Genomic DNA, 21279 nt, shown 5'->3' on the forward strand with positions numbered 1-21279 from the left:
TCGGCAAAAAACCTTTTATATACCTTCACTATCTGGCAAGCTAAAAAAGAAGGTAGCCCCTTCGCCCACTTTTCCGGTTGCCCATATTTTGCCTTCGTGTTTTTGTATAACCCGCTGCACAATTGCTAGGCCAACCCCTGTTCCTGCAAATTCTTCTGTGGAATGCAACCGCTGGAACACGCCAAACAATTTATTAGCATACTTCATATCAAACCCCACGCCATTATCCTTCACTGCATAAACTATTTGCCCGTTATCTTTTTTGGAGGTAATTTCAATGATGGGTTGTTCTTTTTTTGAGGAGTATTTAATGGCATTTGAAAGCAGGTTGATCATTACATGCTCTAGTAAAGTGTAATCTGCTTTTACAGGTAGCAGATCCTTGAACTGTATGGAGGCATGGTGGGTAATTGTTTGGTCTATTTCAGCAAGGGCAGCTTTCGTTAAGTCATCCATATTAATCATTGCTTTTTTTACTTCTTTCCTGCCCAACCGAGAAAAAGAAAGCAAATCATCAATGAGTATCCCCATTTTTTTGGCGTTGTGCTGCACTTCTTTCAGCAGCCGCCTACCTTCTGCCTCAAATAACGGGGCATAGTCTTCTTCAATCATCCGGGCATAGCCGTTCACGGCCCTCAGGGGCGACCGCAAATCGTGCGATACCGAGTAGGAAAAAGATTCCAAGTCTTCCGTCCGTTCCTTTACCCGTTTTTCTAAGCTCTCATTTAGTATGCTTATTTCTTCCTCTGCCTGTTTCCTTGCCGTGATGTCAGCCCGGATGGCTACATATTGGTAAGGCTTGCCATCCTCATTCAAAAAAGGGACAATGGTGGTATCTACCCAGTAAATAGTGCCATCCTTGGCTTTGTTCTTTAATTCGCCCCTCCATATTTGCCCTTGCGAGATGGTAGCCCATAAGTTGCTTATGAACTGCTTTGAGTGATAGCCAGAATTGATGATGCGGTGGTCTTTCCCAATCAATTCGGCAACGGTGTATTTTGAAATATTGCAGAAGTTTTGGTTGGCATGGGTAATAATCCCTTTTTGGTCGGTTATGGCCAGTATGGAAGACTCGTCCAGTGCATACTTGTAATAAGAAACTTCTTTTAATGTTTTCTCGTATTGAGAAACAAATTCCTTATTGTCAATAATTAATGCTGCTGTCTTTTTTTTCTTTTCCTCATATAAAAAGGAAAGTTCATTATAAGCCAGTTGCAGCGCAGCTAATTTTTCGCCCCCAGTTAGCTTTTGTGCAGAAATATCTACTGACAAAACAACAATACCTTCAGGAATGGGTTTAATGCTAAATGAGTACCATTTTTCAGGCGATTGGGTATAGGGGCTTTCGCATTCCAATTGCTGCGGCACTCTTTCGGTCATGCAGGCTTGCATGGCCTTAAACAGCATCGTTTGCGCTATGGCTGGGTATTTTTCTTGTAGGGTATGCCCAAGCAATTCTTTACTCGTCCACTTGCCATTCTTTACCAATGTGTCGTTTACATACAGGTATTTCCAGTTAAAATCATGGATTTGTACACCTTCTATCAGTAAGTCAAATATGCGCTGGTACATTTCGTTCCTGTCCGTTTGTGTATTGGTGTACCCACCTAACCCACATTCACGCTCATTGTCCATTCGTAGTTTTTCCTTCCGCTTATTAAGCGTCGTTTCAGTGAAGATAGCTTTAATGTGTGTGATAAAGTATAATACTTTTTATGCGGGAGGATAAACGCATCAAAATTCTTTTTGCTCGAATCTTCGAGTTTGACACCAGTCCTGCATAAGCCACCTTATTTTATCCGGTTTTGGCACAGCCAAAATTGAAAAAAATGCGCAGTATATTTTTTTCAAAGGATAAAATAGAGTGGTGATAGCTACCCTACTCCTTTAGGAGAGGGGCTGGGGGAGAGGCAGACGAAGCCCGCCGGCTATGAGGTAAAAGGACTGAAAAGAGGCATTTTTGAATAAAATAGGCAATTAGGCGCAGATTAAATTTTGATGCGGTTGCGCTGTTTTATGCGGGTGCATAAAACTTTTTCGCTTTGTCCTGATATCCCCCAATCTATAAAAACCTTATCTTTGTATTACATATGCACTTGATACAAACTACTTACAAAACTAGTGTCTTGGCATCCTAATCGTAGTTCTTTTTTTACTAATATTAAGATAGTTGTAGTCCCAAATTTTGGCCTTTTATTTATGGCGGTAAAATAAGCACAAATCAAGCACAAAATGAGCATAAACCAGGCATAAAATACGCACAAATTAATCAAAAAATAAGCACAAAATAAGCACAAATCACGCACAAAAATTCGATGTTTTTGTTGATAATCAATGACTTACAAGGTTGGCAACGATTTTTGAAAAAAGAACCAGCGTAAAAAACCCCACAAAAATGGCAAAGCTGAAACTATTTTAATATAACACTAGGAGAAATTGATATTATTAAAAATATACACATATAGTTCTCTTGCCCTGTTCCTGTTACCTTTTCTTTTGGCTAACTTGTCCCGGTCTTTCGGGAGGGGTGAGGTTGGGCTAGGTTTATTTTTTAACCCGGATTTTGCAGTTGACTTCGTTATGAAAGGCTCAAATGCAATAAAGACAAGTATTTGAGCCAAATTTTTGGTCGAAACCATAGTGAACTATGGCAAGGCCAAAAAATCAAGCAAATGCTTGTGTTTGAAGCAGTTGGGGTTTGCAATAGATTTCAACTGCAAAATCCGGGTTTAATAAAAATGCGAGGCAATGGAAAGGCAATTGATTCGGTTTTACTGGGCAATAAAGCGGCTTTTGAGAAACAAGGCCAACTTTGTGGTGTTTGAAGGCTTTTTGAGCGAGTTGTTGTTTGATGATATTTGTTGCTAAAAGCAACAGCAAAACTCTACGAGGCTACAAGCCTTGTAGAGCGTAGAGTGCCGTTTTATATCTTTCCGTATCCACGCCCAATCTTTTCTTTTTTCACCTTTAATATTTTATTACCGTTTCTTGCACCTAAATAATTTATGTTTGTAGGTTAGTAGATATAGGTGTTAAAATGATTAAATGTGCCCATTACTTCCTTTTCATCCTGATGTGCCTTTTAGTGGCAGTAACGGTAAGCCATGCCCAGCCCTATTCTACCTTAGATTTATATGGCAAAAGGCCGGTTCAATACCAAAATAGGCTTTTGTTTGCAGAAAAAACGCCAGGCGATGAGAACATTAAGCCTGTAAAGCATTTTTTTCAAAATACGTTCACACATTACAACTATTATTTTAATGCGAACAACAAGGTAAACGATATTATTGACCGGGCAAAAGCCCTTAATAAAGACGACTACACCAAGCTGTTGTCCTTTTACAATTACAGCTTAGACAATACCTCAAAAGACCAAACCCAAATAGACTCGGTTATTTACAAATGTACGTCTAGTATCCTTTTACATGATTTGAGGGATGATTGGGTAGACAATATGTACATGCTGATGGGCAAGGCATACCTGCTAAAGAAAAACCTAGACTCGGCAGGCTATGTGTTCCAATACGTAAACTATGCTTGGGCCCCCAAAGAAGAAGGTGGGTACGATATACCCATAGGTAGCAATATCAGCAACGACAAAGGCTTGTTCAGCGTATCTACCATTGAGAAAAGAAGCCTTGCCAAGAAGCTATTGGCATTGCCACCTAGCCGAAATGAAAGCCTGCTTTGGCGGGTGAGGGTATTGTTGGAGCAAGGGCGTATTGGCGACGCCAACGGGTTAATAACCATATTGGTGATTGATCCCTATTTCCCCCAAAGGCTACAGCCGCCACTGCACGAAATCATGGCCTATTCCTTTTACAAACAACAGATATACGACAGCGCAGCTTTTCACCTCACCAAGGCATTGAGCAATGCTGGCGGGCGCCTGGAAACTGCAAGATGGGAATATTTAATTGGGCAGATGCTCCAGCTAACCAAGAATAGCGACTCGCTTGCAGCTTCATTTTTTGAAAAAAGCATTGCCCATACCACAGACCCAGTGATGGAAGTCTTTGCAAGGCTGAACCTTGTAAGCCTTGCTGCGCACAAAAAAGGCTATACCCTGCAAGACAATATTGCAGAGCTGTATAAACTAGCTAGGAAGGACAGGTATGAAGTGTACAGGGACATTATTTACTATGCTGCCGCCATTTTGGAACTGCAACAAAAAAACAAAACAGGTGCCATAACCGCGCTTAAAAAAAGCCTGAAATACAATATTGACAACCCCGAGCAAAAGCAAAAAGATTTTTTGCTGCTGGCAGATACTTATTTTGATAACAAAGAATATAAACTTGCTTATAATTATTACGACAGTACACAAGTAGCCGTTCTGGAACAAGCCGATAAAGACAGGATAGCAGAACGGAAGCCTGCATTAAAAATAATAACCGCCAATATTGCCACAATAGAACTGCAAGACAGCCTGCAACGCCTAGCAAACATGAGCGAGGAAGACAGGAGAGCAATCTTAAAAAAACTGTTGAGGCAACTGCGCAAGGCAGAGGGGCTGAAAGAAACAGACCCGCTAGATTTTGGTAACGACAATGCCCCACTAGCGGGCAGTAACACAGTGCCAGCCACTTTGTTTGCCAATACCAGCAGTGGCGAATTTTACTTTAACAATGCCAGCCTGAAACAAAGCGGGCTTAACGAGTTTAAAAGCAAATGGGGCAACAGGCCCAACGTGGATAATTGGCAGAGGCAAGCTGCACTGACCAAGCCACCCGTAACCGATGGGAACCCAGCAGACATGAATATGACCGTGGGCAGCGACATGGACGTGCTGCCACCTACTGCTGCAAAAACAGTGGAAGAAACCAAGCCAAAAGACCTGAGTTTTGAAGGGCTGATGGCCGATGTGCCTTTGCGTGAAGGGCAAAAAGAAAAATCAGACAGTGCCATTGCCAGGGCTTTGTTTTCCAACGGGGTTACTTTCCAAAACAACTTGAAGGATTACAAGTCTGCAATTGATGCGTATGAAGAATTGTTGCGCCGTTTCCCATTCCACAAAAAAGCAGAGCAGGCACATTACAACTTGGTTTATTGCTACCAGCAGTTGGGCTTGAAGTATAGAGCAGACTCTACTGCAGAAGCCCTGAAAAAAAATTACCCTGCTGGCAGTTTTGCCTTGCAAATAGGTAGCCCCAAAAAAGAATTAGCACAGGACGACACAACGGCCGACTACCAAAATGTTTACAACTCATTTGTAGAAGGGAGTTATGAAAAAGCAAAAACGGCTAAGCTAGCAGCCGATAAAAAATATGGCCGGTCTTACTGGACGCCTCAATTGCTATACATAGAGGCAGTTTACTATGTTACCCAACGGGAGGACTCGGTTGCAATAAACCGCTTAGAAGATTTAGCTAATACTTTCCCCAAGACCCCATTGGCAGAAAAAGCCATAAGGATGATAGAACTATTGAAACGCCGAAAAGAAATAGAAAACCACCTTTCCCATTATGGCGAGCCTCCTGTAGATAGTGCAGCTTTGATGGCGAGGGAGGCATTTGTAAGGGATAGCTTGCTTAAAGCTACAAGGGAGCAATTCTTAAAAGACAGCCTGCAAAAAGCGGCAAGGGCTTCGTTTGTAAAAGACAGTCTGCAAAAAGCATCGTTGGCTAATGGAAAATTAAAACCGCTTTCTAAAAAAGATAGCATACTTATTGCTAGGTCGAAAATGTCGTTGAAAGACAGCCTTGCCTTTACTGCGAAAAGAGCGGCATTTGTTCGGGATAGCTTACTAAAAGCTACACGGTTAGCGTTTGTTAGGGATAGCTTGCAGAAAGCGGCGCGGGCAGCATTTGTTCGGGATAGTTTGCAGAGAGCCGCAAGGGCATCATTTGTGAAAGACAGTTTACAGATGGCGAGAAGGGATGCTTTTGTGCGGGATAGCTTGCAGAAAGCGAGGGCAGCATTTGTAAAAGATAGTTTGCGGAAGGCAGCAGACCTAGCTGCAAACAATGGCTTTGTCTACGATCCTAATGAGGCCCATTATGCTATTATACAACTGGACAATGTAGATAATGTATTTATAAAAGTAGTAGCCAGCTCGTTTGGCAGTTTCAACAAGCGGGCATATAGCGGCAAGCAAATTGATATTGCTACGGAAAAAATAAATACGCAATTCTCATTCCTTTATTTTGGGCCTTTCAATTCTGCTGCCGAGGCAATTGCATACATTGAAAAGGTAAAACCTAATATGACAAAAAGCATAGTGCCTTGGTTGCCTAAATACAAATACAAATATGGTATTATCGGCATCAGCAATTTGTTGTTATTGCAGCAAAACAAAGATGTGGCACTATACAACCAGTTTTTAAAGAAAGTGCTACCGGGTAAATTTTAGGAATTACCTAGGTTTTATTTCACCACATAGACACATAGGCACATAGATTTGCAAGTTATAAAAGCCACAAAAGCATAGGTAGTTCAACATAGGGCTTTAAAACAATATAGGCTTTATGAAAAAGAAGTCATTTTGAATAGCCTATGTTTTCTTTAATTATAATAGGGCAATTATATTTTTTGATTCTTACTATGTGGCTATGTGCCTATGTGGTGAGTAGTAGTAGTAAATTATAAAAAGTATGAAGCGTTCGGTACAGATATTTTGGCGTATTTTTTTTGGCGCATTTGGTCTATTCGTTGCCATTTTGTTAATGGCCAATTTTGGATGGCTAGGCACCATGCCCTCTATTGACGATATAGAGAACCCAACCGCCAACCAATCTACCCAAGTATATGCCCAGGATGGCACGCTGATGGGCAAATACTATTTGGAAGACAGGGTGAATGTTGATTTTAAAGACATCAGTAAGCATGTGATAAACGCATTGGTTGCAACGGAAGACGAACGTTTTTACGAGCATAGCGGAGTTGATGGCCGTGCGCTGCTGCGTGCCTTTGTTTATTTAGGAAGGGAAGGCGGTGCAAGCACCATTACCATGCAGACTGCCAAAAACTTGTTTACCAATTACAAGCGAAACAAGGTAATCCGTTCGCTGCAAAAACTAAAGGAAGCCATTATTTCCATTAAACTGGAACAAAATTTTACCAAGGATGAAATAATAACACTGTACCTAAACACAGTGCCTTTTGGCGACAATGTGTTTGGCATTAGGAATGCTGCAAAAACTTTTTTCCAGAAAGAGCCGGACAGGCTAAATGTAGAAGAAGCCGCTGTGCTGATAGGGATGCTAAAGGGATCTAATTTGTACAACCCCCGTGTAAACCCTAAAAAGGCATTGGACAGAAGAAACGTGGTGCTTGACCAAATGATCAGGAACAATTTTATATCTGCTAGTGAAGGCAACGCCTTGAAGCTAAAGCCCATAGAACTAAATTATAAAAAACTAGACGAGACGGCTGGCCTTGGCCCTTATTTCAGAATGATACTAGGCGAGGAAATGAAAAAATGGTGCAAGGAACACACCAAAAGCAATGGCGACAACTACGATTTGTACAGGGATGGGCTGAAAATATATACCACCATCAACCCTCGTATGCAATTGTATGCCGAGGAAGCTGTGGCAAAGCACATGAGTTACATGCAAAAAATATTGAATGCGCAAAGCAATATTAAAGACGGGTCTGTTTGGAATGGCTACGATAACGTACTAGAGGCTGGCATGAAGCAAAGTGACCGCTGGAAAGGGTTATCAAAAGATGGAATGAAAGATGAAGACATAGAAAAAACGTTTTATACGCCAGTAAAAATGAAGGTATTTGCTTGGAACAACAAACGTTCCACAGATACCGTAATGACACCGATGGATTCTATCAAGTACCACAGGCAAATGATGGAAAGCGGTTTCATGGCCATGGATGCCCAGAGCGGTGAAGTAAGGGCATGGGTAGGCGGCATAGATTTTAAAACCTTTAAATACGACCATGTGAATTTCAATACCAAAAGGCAGGTTGGCTCTACCATGAAGCCATTGCTGTACAGCTTGGCTATTGAAGAAGCTGGCTTTACACCCAACACTACCGTGTATGATCAGCAGCAAAGTTTTGGTGCCTATGGCATGGTGCCGGCCACATCAAAGTCATGTTCTGGCAGGGCAATGCCAATGGCAGAAGCATTGGCAAAATCTAAGAACTGTGCCACGGCATACATTATGAAGCAATTAGACAATGTAGGCAACAACTCTGCCAAGCGTTTTGTAGATTTCTTGAACAACAAATGCGGCTTGCAAACCAAGATAGACCCGAACCCATCTATTGCTTTGGGGGCGTGTGAAATTTCATTGTACGAAATGATGCAGGCATATAGCATGTTGCCGGGCAGGGGATTTAATGTAAAGCCCATGTTTATTACCCGCATAGAAGATAAAAATGGCAACAACATTCAAACATTTATACCCCAGCGAAAAGAAGTCATCAGCGATGTTACGGCCTATTCCGTTATAAAGATGATGCAGGGGGTGATGCAGTATGGCACGGGCAGGAGCATGTCTAACTACGACGTGCATGGCGAAATAGCTGGCAAAACAGGCACTACTAATGACAATAGCGATGCTTGGTTTATGGGTTATACGCCATTGCTGCTTTGCGGGGCATGGGTTGGTAATGACGACAGGTTTATCAGAATACAATCAACTACCTTGGGTCAAGGCTCACAAGCGGCTATGCCTATATGGGCTTATTTTTATGAAAAAGTGTTGAAAGACCAAAACATTATTGGCATTGACCCCAACGCTACTTTTGTGAAGCCAGAGGTATTGAACACGGATATTAGTTTTGACAATATCAATAATATTGCCCCGGCAGTTGGACCTGAAGGGCAAGATGGTAACGGCACTTCGCAGGATTATGGGGGCGATTTAAAAGAGCTGAAAGATATTAAGCCTACTTCTGGCTTGGGGCCCGAGTCATCTACTTTACCTAGTGATGACTACAACCCAGCCCCTGCTAAAACAGAAGAAAGCAAACCCAAGCCCAAAAAAAGTACTGAGGACAACAGGCAGTCCCCACCAGCAACATTGCCCAACACCCCAGTAAAACCAAAGGCAACCATGCCAAAGAAAGTGGGAGGCAAGTAACCTTTCCAGAAAGGCTTTGTTCTTGTGTGCGTAATAACCTTTATAGGGTTTTAAACCCTATAAAGGTTAAGTAATAACAAAATTTTATACCAAAAAAATGTGGCTTCAAATACTTTAGCACCCTCCTTATACGTTTAAGAGGTTGCAAATGTAAGTGATTGGCTACATTTGTAATTGTTTACACCTATTACAAACCGTTTACACATGGCAAAAGAAGGAAAAGGAAGTTTAAAACGTAGCAAACCATCATACATTTTTAGCGTTATTGGGGTAGCATTGGTACTGTTTATCATGGGAATCATGGGATGGATTTTCCTAAATATCAAGCAAGCGGGCGATATGCTAAAGGAAGACATACGCTTTAGTGCCTATTTGCGCACACAAAACAAAGATACGATTGGGCAGATTGAGCAGTTTGTGGCTACGCAACCTTACGCTAAAAATGTGACTTATGTAAACAAGGAGAGTGCCAAGCAAATCTGGAATAAAGACAATAACGAAGACTGGGCAAAAATATTGGATGTAAACCCTTTGCCGGAGAGCGTAGATTTTTATGTAAAAGCTGATTATATCAATAAAGACAGTGTTGAAAAAATATCGAATGTTTTGTTGGGTCTGTATGGCAACCAGATTACCGATTTACAATACCCCAAAAGTCTTGTAACCAACCTGGACGAAAAGGCCAAAGTATATGGGCTGATTTTCTTTGTAATTTCTGTGATCCTGTGTATGATTGTTATTTTCAGTATTGACAATACCATACGACTAGCTATGTTTAGCAATCGTTTCTTGATTAAGACCATGCAAATGGTAGGTGCCACACGAGGGTTTATTGCGAAACCGATGGATATAAAAGCGGTGATAAATGGATGCATCAGTGGCTTAATTGCTATTGCGTTATTGTTCGCTTTGATACAATGGATGGAAACACAAGTACCTGAAATAAGGGTTATCAACGATACCAAACAAACCGTCATGCTATTTGGGGGGATGATACTGGTTGGTGTAGGTATTTCTTTATTTAGTACGCACCGTAGCGTGATTAAATATTTGAAGATGAAACTGGATGACCTTTATTAATTATGAATTATAAGTTATGAATTATGAGTTATGGGATGCATGATTTTTTTTCCAGCTCAGTAAGGGTTTAATTAATAATTAGGAATGAGGAATGAATAATTGCTTTATTATTGCATTTCTAAACAATTAAAAATACATGGCTCAGATAAAAATAAATTCAACAGTACCGTTGACTAAGAAAAAAGAAACGTTGGCTCCTCTTTTTGGTAATGAAAATTATATATGGATGGCTATTGGCGGTGTAATTATCGCTCTGGGCATGTTCCTATTGAGTGGTGGTAAAAACCAAGACCCTAAAGTATTTGATTACAATGTAGTGTATAGCACAACTAGGATTACGGTAGCGCCTATCCTAATTATTTTAGGTTTGGTAGTGGAAATATTTGCGATTTTCAAGAAATCTAAGCCTGTTGTTGAGGCGTAAGGGATAAGGCGTAAGTCATAAGTAAACATAATTACAAAGGTTGCCAACTTTTAAAAGTTGGCAACCTTTGTAATTTAAAACTTAAAACCTAAAACTTAAAACATTCTATAGCATTCCTTGCAACTTTTTTGAAGCTGTTTCTACGCCATTACTTACACATTTGTCCATATCATAGTTACGCTGCCAGCCGGTTATAAAGCCTGCCCAGAAAGCATCACCAGCACCTGTGGCATCTTTTACTAATATATTTTTCTGTGCAGGGATATGTCCCCAACCGCTTTTATAGGTTTTATAAAATACACCTTCGCTACCACAGGTAAGGCAAATGGCAGTTGCCTGTATTGTTTGTAAATAGGCTTTTGCATTTTCTATACTCATAGGCTTGCCTACAAAACGGTTTATATCATCCAAACTAAACTTGAGCATCGGTTGGCATGACTGTAAACGCTGGAAAATCTCCCTTGCATCGTTGTTCCGCCCCCATATTTTTTCAGAGTAGTTCCAGTCTATGGATATAGGGATATGTTGTTGGGCAGCTTTCTCAAAAGCTTTTAATATAGAGTCCTGTGCAGGTTGCTGGCTGAGTGCAAACGCGGTGGAGTGTACAATGACTGCATTGTTAAGTAAAGTACTATCAACAGGCTGTATCAGTTTATCTGCATCCCGGTAAGGGATAAAGTCGGGCGTACCTTTTGTTTTGGCGACCATTATCAACGAGGTTGCATGGCCAGATTGTTGGTAAACAAATTCTGTAACATTGTTTTCCTTACTTAATTCATGCAATATCCTATTGCCAAAACTATCTGCACCAATGGAAGCTACGAGCTTCGTTGTCACATTACTCCTATTGAGAAAAATACTGAAATTAGCAGCACTGCCACCTATATGTATATCAAAGGTTTTGGCCTGTGAAAGGTTATCTATTGATTCGGTGCTAATGCCGTCTATTAATAATTCGCCAATGGCGAGGATGTATGGTTGCATAAAATTTAATCTACTGTGGTTATTAATCGTTTTCCTGAAATGCCCTGCTCCGCAATAATAGCCCCTGCTGCGCTCCAGGCACATTGTGGTATGCCGCAAGGGGCATTGGTAAGCCCTTGCAGGCATTCGTTAAAATGACTATCGCTCGCATTGTTTGCCTTATGGATAGCAGCAGTAAGGGAAGTAGCCATTTCTTTCTTTTCTGTGCCGGCCAAAGCCAATGCCATCCAACCGTTCCATACAGGCCAGAGGCCGCCATTGTGAAATTCGTAAGGATTGTTACGGAAGGTATAGGCATAGTTGCCCAATAGCTCTTTCATGTCTTCGTCGGTATCCAGAATAGTAGGGTAAAAAGAAGGAAGAAGGTTATTCCAACGCTTTTTGTATAAATCTTGCACCCAATCGGTCACCATTGCATCTTGTTTGGCATCGCCAATGTTCAGTAAAAGGGCAAGTGCATTGGCCTGCAAGTCAAAGTAAGCATAAATCCTTGATGGGTTAAAACCCATCAACCAATAGCCTTTAAAAGCGTCCTGCAATTTGCCCGCCCAGTTGCGGGCATATAGTTTGGAAGGGTCTGGCTGCTGCCAATAATTGTTTTTGATAACGGTTGTTATCTGTGCCGCCTTGGCTGCCCAATCTGCATTGCCATATACCCTTGCTGCTAGGCGCAATGCCCACACCCGCAACAGTTGTTCAAACAAAATATACCCGTGTTGGATGTATTCATCGGCCCAATCCCCACTTTGGGGTACATATACCAAGTGCCTGCCATTGTATTCCCATGCTTCAAGCATGTTAAGGCATTTTTCCACGCCTTTGCTAAATTGTAAAGAAAGGGATGTATCGCCTGTCATTAGGGTATATTGGCACAGGCCAATTACTGCCCATGATGGATTGTCTGCCCTGCCCACAATGCCGCCATAACTTACCGATTTTGTTTCCGGGGTTACATTGCTGGGTATATTGCCATTAGGGTGTTGGTGGGTAAACAAGGTTTCTATGGTAGCCCTAGCCGTATTAATCAGTTCAGCATCACCACTTAGCAAAGCCGCCATACTACATACATTGCCATCCCTAGCCCACACCCGCCTGTAATTGTCTTTTTCCTGCACAGCAGCCACAAAACCCGCTGGTGTAGATGCTTTTTTAAGCAGTTCTATGCTTTTGTTGTATGATTGGATGTCGTACATAATGTTGTTGTTTGTCTGAACCTGGATTTATAGGATTTTAGGGATTAGAATGATTTTTCCTCCTTATCTAGCATTTTGCTTTTATCCCTTTAATCCATCTAATCCCAAAAATCCTGGTTCAGACGGTTTTTTAATCAGCATTGCCAAAACTGCCGCTACTATTATCAATACCCCCGCAAACCGGATAGCACTTACAGGGTCGCTGCCGAGCAAATGATGATAAACGGCGCTAAAAGAAACCGTTTCCAGCAGCATCGGCAGTACAATAAACATATTGAGTATGCCCATGTAAACACCTGTGCGCTTTGGCGGGATGCTGCCCGCCAATATTACATAAGGTGTACCCATCATACTGGCCCAGCCAATGCCAAAACCTATCATAGGGAGGAACAAAAAAGCTGTATTGGTGATAAATGGAAGCATTACCAAACCAATGCCTGACAATAACAAGCTGATGGCATGTATTTGTTTTGCCCCAGCCTTTTTTGCTGCCCAGGCAATTAAAAATGCCACGCAAAACGTAACAATATTATATGTCCCATTTACTGTGCCTGTGAGTAATTGTGCCGCACTAAAGCCGGGTGTAGATGGGTTAGTAACATTAAATATGGTTTTTGCCAGGCAAAGTGTAATGAACTGCCAGTAAATAAACATGGCATACCAGTTAAATAAATACACCAAGCCTAACTGCCGCATGGTCAATGGCATTTCTTTGATGGCTTCTACAATATCTTTGAATATATACCCTACGCCTTTCGGTTGTTGCTGTATTTCTTCTATTTCCGCTTGGGAGAGTGGGTACTCTTTTGTGGTAAGCACCGAATACAAAACAGCTCCTATGGAAACAATGGCACCAATAATAAATGCGGCATAAGTGGTGTAGGTAATATTATTGCTCCTCCTTGCATTCTGGCTAATCAAACCGAAGTAAACGAGTAAGCCGGGTGTAAGGTTTGCCAACGTAATACCCAAGCCAGTAAAAAAACTTTGGGATAAAAACCCTGTTGCGTGTTGTGTAGGCGGCAGCTTATCGCTTACAAATGCTCTGTAAGGTTCCATGGTAATATTGTTGGCGGCATCTAGTATCCATAACAATCCTGCAGCCATCCAAAGGCTGCTGCTAAATGGCATGGCCAGCAAACAGATACTACAAAAAATAGCCCCAACCATAAAATAAGGCCTTCTCCGCCCGAAACGGCTAAGGGTTTTGTCGCTCATTGCCCCAATAATAGGCTGCACAATCAATCCCGTCATAGGCCCCGCTAAGTTGAGGAAAGGTATCTGGTCGGGGTTGGCACCTAAGTAGGAATATATGGGTGTCATGTTGGTTTGCTGCAAGCCAAAGCTATACTGTATGCCAAAAAAGCCGACATTCATATTGATGATAGACCAAAAATTCAACCGCTTCTTCTGTAGTGGCATGGCAAGTATATTTAGCTCAAAGAAAATTTAACCACCGAGTTCACGGAGGTTTTACACAAAGAAACACAAAGGGAGTTAGAAATAAGATTTAGCTGTTTTTCTTCTTTCCCTTCTCCTTTGGAGAAGGGTTGGGATGAGGTCTATTTAAGTCATTAGATAGTTCAAAAAAGGGTAAGGAAGCAGACACTTCCTTACCTATCTAACACACAAAACAAACAACTATTATTATTGACCCAATGTTTTATGTAGAGACGTTGCATGCAACGTCTCTACAAATGCACCAACCTACCCCTTAAAAATTAAATGCCAGCGTACCAGAAATAGTCCTGCCTGTTACAGACCTTGCACGGATGATATTGGTGGCATTTTCTGTAATAGAACCTTCTTCTGCTTCTGTAATGCCCAAGCTATTGAATACATTGTTGGCATTTACAGACAATGTCAATGCCTTGGTAAACCTGTAGTTTACAAATGGGTTCACCAATACATAACCCTTGAATTTCAACTTGTTTTCATCCTGTGAATAAGAACCTGCAGTACCTATGGCACTGAAACCTAGGCTTAGTTTACCTGTATTGTAAGTAGGCATTAAGTTATAAATGAAAGGTGATTGCCTCCTTGGCTTATTGCCTTTGTTGGCACCATCTGTAATTTCAGCTTTAGTGAATGTTGCACCACCCCTTATGTCAAATGCTTTGGACAAACGGGCGGCAAATTCCAGTTCAATACCGTAAGATTTGTAGTGATTTTCTATTACTTTCTGGGTAGTAGCTTCGTATCCTCCTTGTTCGTTTACCTTGGCATAGAAACCAGTGATAAACAACCCTATGTTTTTGTAATTGCTTTTAAAGCCCAACTCTGCTTGGTCTATCTGATCTTTTACACCCTTTGCAGAACCATCGGCCAATATATTGTCGGTAAACAATATCCTGTCTGCTTTTGTGGTAGCACCACTGCTGTAGCGGGCAAATACGGCTTTGGATGCACTTAGTTTATAGTTGGCACCCAGAGAAAAAGAACCATAGTTGTATTTGTAATTGACAGGCTTGGTAGTGGTATAATCAATAGATTCTACCTTGGTTTCGTTAGGGGCTATCACGCCATCACCATTCATATCTTTTGGCCCTGCTGCACCACCTGTATAGCTGCCTGTAACCCTGCCAATATCCCAACGGGCACTTGCATCAATGTTTAGGTTTTTAGCCAAATCGAAAGTAGTGGCTACATAAGGGGCAGAAATGTCGTATTTAGTATCGTAATTGCGGTGCAGGTTTCCCCATACTGGCGTGCCATAAGCAAATTGCCCACCGGGGTTCAATAGCTGACCAGTTGCACTGGTAATATTCAACGGGTGTATGCCTTTTCCATCTACATCGGTCAAATAGGAATTCCACAACCAAGACATGGCCACATTTTGGTAAGATTTGTAGAAACCAAATGTTGCATCACCACCCTTAAATACTTTTTTCAGCTTAAAGTCATTTACGAAGTTGTTGAAGTTGTTCAGTTCCACATCAAACATGTGTATAATCATCGCATTGGCACCTGTGTATGCGGCACCTGTGTTGGCATAAGAAACAGTTGCCCCAGCTAAGTTCCAGCCTGTAGCACCTGCAATAGTGGTCAACTGGCTAGCAGTAGTGCCTACACTGGCAGGGAAAGGGGCTACAAAGCGGCCATTGTTTTGGGCAAAACGTACCCTGTTTTCTATTTTCCAGTCATCCCCCAAATCGAAATTAAATTCAGCACCTACGGTTTTAGATACTGGGTGCATACCATCGGCCACATCTGCACGGCGAGGTTCGCCATTTACGCCCGTGCCATAATCTTGCGACAGGTAAGGGCTTTGCAAAGAGCCATGTTTCGCATCGAACGTGCTTAATGAGGTATAGGTAGGGTTGCTGTTAGTGCCTGTAACTTGTATTGGCATGGGCAAATAAGCCGCAGCCCTGTCATTCAAGTATTTAAAATAAAGGCGTACAAACCCTTTGCTGAACTGCTTGGTGAAATTCAATTTCAACTGGCCGCCATTGTTGGCTGCATATCCTGCCGTCCTCGGTCCTTGGCCCACACGGTAAAAGCCGCCTATATTAAAGTTGAGCCCATTGGCAATAGGTGCGCCATAATTAAAATCTGTACGGAAGTTATTGTAATCTATCCCAGAGCTTACCGCCACGGTACCGCCTTCAGTTGCACCTGTTTTGCTTACAAAATTGATGATACCTGCGGGTGAATTGGTAGCCAAGGTAGAAGCAGAGCCACCACGGATAGCTTCAATACGGGCAAGGGTTTGGTCGGCACGGAGGAAGATGTCGGAAGTGGCAAAAGCCATATCGCCAAATTGCAGCACAGGCAACCCATCTTCCTGCAATTGCAGGTATTTGGAACCGCCCGCAGAAATAGGCACGCCCCTCACGGTAATATTGGTATTGCCATCGCCACCAGAAGCTTCAGCCCTGATGCCGGGGATAGAACGGAATATTTCAGCCGTGGTGCGTGGGGCTGTTTTTTGTATGTCCTCGTTTTTTAGGGTACTTACGGAAATACTGGAGTTTAATTTGGAGCGAGGGTTGCTGTTGCCCACCACTACAACATCTGTTAGTGCAAGCACGTCATTTTTCAATACCAATACAATGTCGCTGATGCTGCCATTGCTTAGGTCAACCACCTTTTCTGTGGCCGCATACCCCGTATAACTAACATGTATGGTGATGTTTTTTTCAGCAGGCAACCCTTGAATGGTAAAAGCACCCTCTTCGTTGGTCATGGTTGTTTTGTTGCCCGGCGTTACAACAATCGTTGCCCCGGCAAGCGGTTCTTTTTTCTCATTGGTAATTTTCCCTTTCACAACCGGGCTTTGCTGTGCAGATAGTTTAAACGCACAAAGCAAAAGCAAGGCAAACAGTTTCATTTTCATGTTGACTAAGTTTTAATCGTTAAGTAAAATCGTTCCTCAAACGTACATACTGGCAGAGCTTGGAAAGACAACAAATAGAACTGATTTACCGCAAACCTTTGCGGAAATGTTTGCGACAATGTTTGCGGTGGATAAATAGTGGCTAGCTAAAGGTGAAGGTTGTACGCTATAGCGCACGCCTCCCGGCCTGTGCTTGCTTGTTACTTGATGTAAACAAAGAAGAAGCCTGTATAAAATGAGGGTAAATGCAAATAATAAAAATGGTAGTATTATCTAAGAAAAAAGTAACGGTTAGGTACAGGCCGGGAGGCCTGCACCAATGCGGGCATACTTGTGAAAATCTAATTTTATCCTTTATAAACTACTAAAAAAGATTATTTTTAATTTTAAGCGACTTAAAATGCCTAGAGAAACACAATTTTACAAATTAGACAAACAGAAGGCACAGCAGAACTTGTTTCCTTATTTAACTTCTAAAGTTAAATTCAAAAAAACTTTTGAGGATTTTATTATAGAACAAAAATTATGGCACTTAAAATATGAAGCCATTTGCAATTTCTCTTCCGAGATTATTATCGAAAAAGTACATACAGACATAAATCAAATTTTGCCAAGCGAGTTGTCACTAATTATAAAATGGCTCGATGAAATTTATGATGATAAAATTGCAATTGGAACCAAAAGGGAAATTTGGGAAAAGATTTACTATGAACTTTATTACGAAACCGGCATAACACAACTTTTCAGGTTAATATCGGTAGATGCATACGGGTTTATGTTTCAATATGGCAATTTTAGCTCTTACTATGAGTTAGAAGGAATAGAAGAAGATAATTGCGGAGAAAACATAAAAGCCAGTTATTTTACTAAATTCTTAGACTATATACTACTGTTGATGAAAAAGATTATAGATGCAAAACTAGGACGCAGTAAGCATGTATTTTCTATAGAGGAATCAGAATCACTGACAGAAATAGAAAAAAACTATTTTGATGATTCGCTTTTTACAAAAGGTGTTAATGAGCAATTTAATTTTTTAAACTCCTTGTGGGCAACTTTTGTTGAAGAAGAACTGGAAAATGACGGGAGTTCTATTTCAACACGTGACCCAGACTTAACTACCATATTACTTGCAGACCATTTCCTTTCAATATGCTTAGATGCAAAAAACTCGCTAACCTCAATAAATACAAACGTATTGATACTTGATTCATTATAAAAACAGTTAGTATTTTGAATAACTTTATCACCGCTCATTAACGCAGGCCTCCCGGTCTATGCTTGCTTGTTACTTGGTATAAACGATGAAGAAGCCTGTATAAAATAGGGAAAATGAACATTATAAAGATGCTGGTACTATTTCAAAAATAAGTAAGGCCTAGGTACAGGTCTGGAGGCCTGCACCAGTATTATACAAAATTCATACACAGCAAACACCAATCTATCCGCCATTTTGTCTCAATCCCCACCAAACCCACCAACCACCTACCTTGGAGCGACCTTGGAGCGATGATGGAGCGATAACGGAGCGATAGTATAATATAACTAGCCCAATCTACCTGACAAAAAGGCTTAAAAACCACTAGTGATGCTATAATCAAATAATTAAATAGATTCGCCAACTAAATTGCCATCATGAAGCCCAATGCCACTTTAAAGAAGTTGTCAGAAACACTGGGGATTAGTATTTCCACTGTATCTCGGGCATTAAAGAACCACCCCGATATTTCTGATAACACCAAGCAAAAAGTGTGGGACTTATCCAATATGCTGGAATACGAGCCCAATACTTATGCCATTAACCTGCGTACCAACAATAGCAAGATATTCGGCTTGATAGTGCCTGTAATCTCCAACTACTTTTACGATTCCTTGATTGCCTCATTGGAAGAAGAAACCAGGATGCATGGCTACTCCCTCCTCATTTTACAGTCCGGCGACGACCCTGCCGTGGAGCTCAACAACCTGAAACTGTGCAAGCAAAACAGGGTAGCGGGCATCTTCGTATCGGTAACAACAGAAACAAAAGACATAAGTGCTTTCCTGAAACTGGCTGATAATGACATTCCTGTCATTTTCCTAGACAAAGTGCCTACTGACGAAAATTGCAATAAAATATGTGTTGCAGATGCGCCAGCAGCCATCATTGCCGCAGGGGCTTTGGCTGAGAAAAAAAAGAAAAACATACTGGCTATCTTTGGCAACAGCAATATGTCTATCACCAAAGAAAGGCTGGAAGCATTCACGTCCTACTTTAAAGGCAGCGATACAAAACTGCTGATTAAAGAAGCCAATAATTACAATGAAGCCTACCATACAGTATTGGCCGCATGGCAATTACCCCAATCGCCCGATGCTATCTTTTGCATGAGCGATGAAATATTAACCGGGGTAATGAAAGCAGCGCAACAACTCAGGCTGCAAATACCCGAAGATGTGGGCATTATTGCCATCAGTAATGGCTTTATACCCAAACTTTATCACCCCGAAATTACTTACGTGGAAACCAGCGGCCACAAACTTGGCAAGTTGGCTTATACCCGTATGGTATCCTGCTTGGCAGGTAGCAGCTTTATCCAAAACCTTAAAATAGATGCACTATTGGTAAAAGGAGGGTCGTTATAGTATAATAGAACCAATATTCCAATATCTTAGCCCCTTATTATAAATGTCATCTCTTTCTTACTTTAGGTAAAGGTGATGTCTAAATCTTAATTTTATGTTTGAATCATCAATAGAAAATGTACTTCAATATACCCGCCCGTTACACACTATTTCCCGTACCTATGGGGGATTAATCTTGCCTGGGTCTTCGACGTTCTTTTTTGTAAATGACAATGGCATTGCCATTACCTGTAAGCATGTATTGGATTTAATTCCCGGTGCTGAACGTGTGAATGATGCTTATAATCAATTCAAACAGGAAAGGGACAGGTTGCCAAAAGACAATAATTACCGCAGGAACATCATGGGGCTGGAAAAAAAGTACAAATACAACAGCGATACCACCGTTCAGCTAAAAAATAATTTCTTGAATTGTTTTGATAAGATAGATGCTATTGTTTGCCACCCCCACCCTACACTAGATTTAGCCATTTTAGAATTTAAAGGATTCAATAAAATATTCTATAATTCCCATGCGGTTTTTAGCAATAGTACTATGCCCATCAGACCAGGCAAATCCTTGTGCAGGGTTGGTTACCCTTTCCCAGAGTTCAATAATTTTGGGCATAATCAATTTACCGATGATATAGAATGGACCAATACAGGCAATGCCAATTCGCCATCATTTCCGATAGATGGGATTGTAACACGCTTTATTGGCAACCCACAAGGAGAAATAACGGGTATAGAAATGAGCACACCAGGGCTAAGGGGGCAAAGTGGTGGGCCGCTTTTTGATGTAAACGGGCATGTATATGGTATGCAATCTGCCACCACCCACTTGCACTTAGGTTTCGACTTGAAGGACAAAGAAATTATTAATGATGGCAAGAAAAGTAAAGTATCCAATTACCCTTTTTTACATGTTGGGGTATGTGTTCATGTAGAAAAGATAAAAGCATTTTTAAAAGAACATGGGGTTGACTATACAGAAGCTATATAAATAAAACCAAGCTAATTATAGAAGGATGAATAGAATAATTGTATTTTGGGTATTATGTTTATCAATTAGCTCACCCATTTTTTCCCAAACCAAAAAAGAGAAGGCTAGGCAATTGGTTTCTATACTATACGGTTATCAGTTAGTAGAAAACCAACTAAAGAATGAACAAACCAGTTTAGACAAAAGTTTCAGGGATGGAAGCCAAAAGATTAACGACGCAGCAGCTTATTACAAATGGCGTAGCTGTGAAATAGCTTTTAAAAAAGAACTTTTTACTAGTTTGTATACTAACATAAAAAAGAGGTATACTAATATTTATGATTCTATTTTTACCGAAGGTCAGATTGACAAACAATTGGCTTTCTACAGTTCAGAAAATGGAAGGCATTTTTATAAGCAGTTTTCTGGGTATGTAAATCCCTTACAAATATTTGATTTCATTTTCCAGGACAGTAGCTTAAGCATCCCCCATTTTACTGAACCCAAAAAACAACAAAAAATAGACACGCTTATTACATTGACAATGCCTAAATATTTAAAGAACTCACCTTACGCATGATATATAATTAAGCTACCGCTGCTTTTTTCAATTCCATTACTTCTTG

14 protein-coding genes are annotated in these 21279 nt (G+C 41.0%); 9 read left to right on the top strand and 5 right to left on the bottom strand.

Annotation, left to right across the window (positions count from 1 at the left end; genetic code table 11):
* Window positions 1–15 precede the first annotated feature (15 nt).
* The gene (locus ACHFIY_RS01305; RefSeq protein ID WP_410844230.1) at window positions 16–1635 is read right to left on the bottom strand and encodes an ATP-binding protein; all 1620 of its coding nucleotides are present in this window, start codon (window positions 1633–1635) and stop codon (window positions 16–18) included.
* A gap of 977 nt (window positions 1636–2612) precedes the next feature.
* Between ACHFIY_RS01305 and ACHFIY_RS01310 the strand changes: the two genes are divergently transcribed.
* From ACHFIY_RS01310 to ACHFIY_RS01330, 5 genes are all read left to right on the top strand, one after another.
* On the top strand, window positions 2613–2825 hold the full coding sequence (locus ACHFIY_RS01310) for a hypothetical protein (RefSeq protein ID WP_410844231.1): 213 nt from the start codon (window positions 2613–2615) through the stop codon (window positions 2823–2825).
* A gap of 212 nt (window positions 2826–3037) precedes the next feature.
* Complete coding sequence (gene porW, locus ACHFIY_RS01315) at window positions 3038–6352, top strand: type IX secretion system periplasmic lipoprotein PorW/SprE (protein ID WP_410844232.1); 3315 nt, start codon at window positions 3038–3040, stop codon at window positions 6350–6352.
* A 241-nt stretch (window positions 6353–6593) separates the two neighbouring features.
* Window positions 6594–9047 (top strand): penicillin-binding protein 1A, encoded by a 2454-nt coding sequence (locus tag ACHFIY_RS01320; RefSeq protein WP_410844233.1) that lies wholly within the window; start codon window positions 6594–6596, stop codon window positions 9045–9047.
* 204 nt (window positions 9048–9251) lie between these two features.
* On the top strand, window positions 9252–10127 hold the full coding sequence (locus ACHFIY_RS01325; protein ID WP_410844234.1) for a cell division protein FtsX: 876 nt from the start codon (window positions 9252–9254) through the stop codon (window positions 10125–10127).
* A 136-nt stretch (window positions 10128–10263) separates the two neighbouring features.
* Window positions 10264–10551 carry a DUF3098 domain-containing protein gene (locus ACHFIY_RS01330; RefSeq protein ID WP_410844235.1) on the top strand — a complete coding sequence of 96 codons (288 nt, stop codon included), beginning with the start codon at window positions 10264–10266 and terminating at the stop codon, window positions 10549–10551.
* A gap of 105 nt (window positions 10552–10656) precedes the next feature.
* On the opposite strand, the gene ACHFIY_RS01335 is transcribed toward ACHFIY_RS01330, so the two are convergent.
* The 4 genes from ACHFIY_RS01335 to ACHFIY_RS01350 form a co-directional block, all read right to left on the bottom strand.
* Window positions 10657–11535, bottom strand: coding sequence for a carbohydrate kinase family protein (locus ACHFIY_RS01335; RefSeq protein WP_410844236.1), 879 nt, complete (start codon window positions 11533–11535; stop codon window positions 10657–10659).
* Between the two features lie 5 nt (window positions 11536–11540).
* A complete protein-coding gene (locus tag ACHFIY_RS01340) occupies window positions 11541–12728 on the bottom strand; it encodes a glycoside hydrolase 100 family protein (protein WP_410844237.1) in 1188 nt (395 codons plus the stop codon).
* Between the two features lie 81 nt (window positions 12729–12809).
* Complete coding sequence (locus ACHFIY_RS01345) at window positions 12810–14150, bottom strand: MFS transporter (RefSeq protein WP_410844238.1); 1341 nt, start codon at window positions 14148–14150, stop codon at window positions 12810–12812.
* A 292-nt stretch (window positions 14151–14442) separates the two neighbouring features.
* Entirely contained in the window at window positions 14443–17067 is a 2625-nt protein-coding gene (locus ACHFIY_RS01350) for a TonB-dependent receptor domain-containing protein (protein WP_410844239.1), read from the bottom strand.
* 400 nt (window positions 17068–17467) lie between these two features.
* On the opposite strand from ACHFIY_RS01350, the gene ACHFIY_RS01355 reads away from it, so the two are divergent.
* The 4 genes from ACHFIY_RS01355 to ACHFIY_RS01370 all read left to right on the top strand — a co-directional run bounded on the left by ACHFIY_RS01355 (window position 17468) and on the right by ACHFIY_RS01370 (window position 21233).
* A complete protein-coding gene (locus ACHFIY_RS01355; protein WP_410844240.1) occupies window positions 17468–18286 on the top strand; it encodes a hypothetical protein in 819 nt (272 codons plus the stop codon).
* Window positions 18287–18702: 416 nt separating this feature from the next.
* Window positions 18703–19692, top strand: coding sequence for a LacI family DNA-binding transcriptional regulator (locus ACHFIY_RS01360; RefSeq protein ID WP_410844241.1), 990 nt, complete (start codon window positions 18703–18705; stop codon window positions 19690–19692).
* A 94-nt stretch (window positions 19693–19786) separates the two neighbouring features.
* Entirely contained in the window at window positions 19787–20674 is an 888-nt protein-coding gene (locus ACHFIY_RS01365) for a S1 family peptidase (RefSeq protein WP_410844242.1), read from the top strand.
* A 25-nt stretch (window positions 20675–20699) separates the two neighbouring features.
* A complete protein-coding gene (locus tag ACHFIY_RS01370) occupies window positions 20700–21233 on the top strand; it encodes a DUF2059 domain-containing protein (protein ID WP_410844243.1) in 534 nt (177 codons plus the stop codon).
* Window positions 21234–21279 lie beyond the last annotated feature (46 nt).

Source organism: Parasediminibacterium schistidii (assembly GCF_046546515.1).
Lineage (GTDB): Bacteria > Bacteroidota > Bacteroidia > Chitinophagales > Chitinophagaceae > Parasediminibacterium.

Coding starts and splice junctions, on each gene's coding strand:
- ACHFIY_RS01350 (WP_410844239.1), bottom strand. CDS start 17,067: ATGAAAATGAAACTGTTTGCCTTGCTTTTGCTTTGTGCGTTTAAACTA.
- porW (WP_410844232.1), top strand. CDS start 3,038: ATGATTAAATGTGCCCATTACTTCCTTTTCATCCTGATGTGCCTTTTA.
- ACHFIY_RS01325 (WP_410844234.1), top strand. CDS start 9,252: ATGGCAAAAGAAGGAAAAGGAAGTTTAAAACGTAGCAAACCATCATAC.
- ACHFIY_RS01355 (WP_410844240.1), top strand. CDS start 17,468: ATGCCTAGAGAAACACAATTTTACAAATTAGACAAACAGAAGGCACAG.
- ACHFIY_RS01365 (WP_410844242.1), top strand. CDS start 19,787: ATGTTTGAATCATCAATAGAAAATGTACTTCAATATACCCGCCCGTTA.
- ACHFIY_RS01335 (WP_410844236.1), bottom strand. CDS start 11,535: ATGCAACCATACATCCTCGCCATTGGCGAATTATTAATAGACGGCATT.
- ACHFIY_RS01370 (WP_410844243.1), top strand. CDS start 20,700: ATGAATAGAATAATTGTATTTTGGGTATTATGTTTATCAATTAGCTCA.
- ACHFIY_RS01330 (WP_410844235.1), top strand. CDS start 10,264: ATGGCTCAGATAAAAATAAATTCAACAGTACCGTTGACTAAGAAAAAA.
- ACHFIY_RS01320 (WP_410844233.1), top strand. CDS start 6,594: ATGAAGCGTTCGGTACAGATATTTTGGCGTATTTTTTTTGGCGCATTT.
- ACHFIY_RS01345 (WP_410844238.1), bottom strand. CDS start 14,150: ATGCCACTACAGAAGAAGCGGTTGAATTTTTGGTCTATCATCAATATG.
- ACHFIY_RS01340 (WP_410844237.1), bottom strand. CDS start 12,728: ATGTACGACATCCAATCATACAACAAAAGCATAGAACTGCTTAAAAAA.
- ACHFIY_RS01360 (WP_410844241.1), top strand. CDS start 18,703: ATGAAGCCCAATGCCACTTTAAAGAAGTTGTCAGAAACACTGGGGATT.
- ACHFIY_RS01305 (WP_410844230.1), bottom strand. CDS start 1,635: ATGGACAATGAGCGTGAATGTGGGTTAGGTGGGTACACCAATACACAA.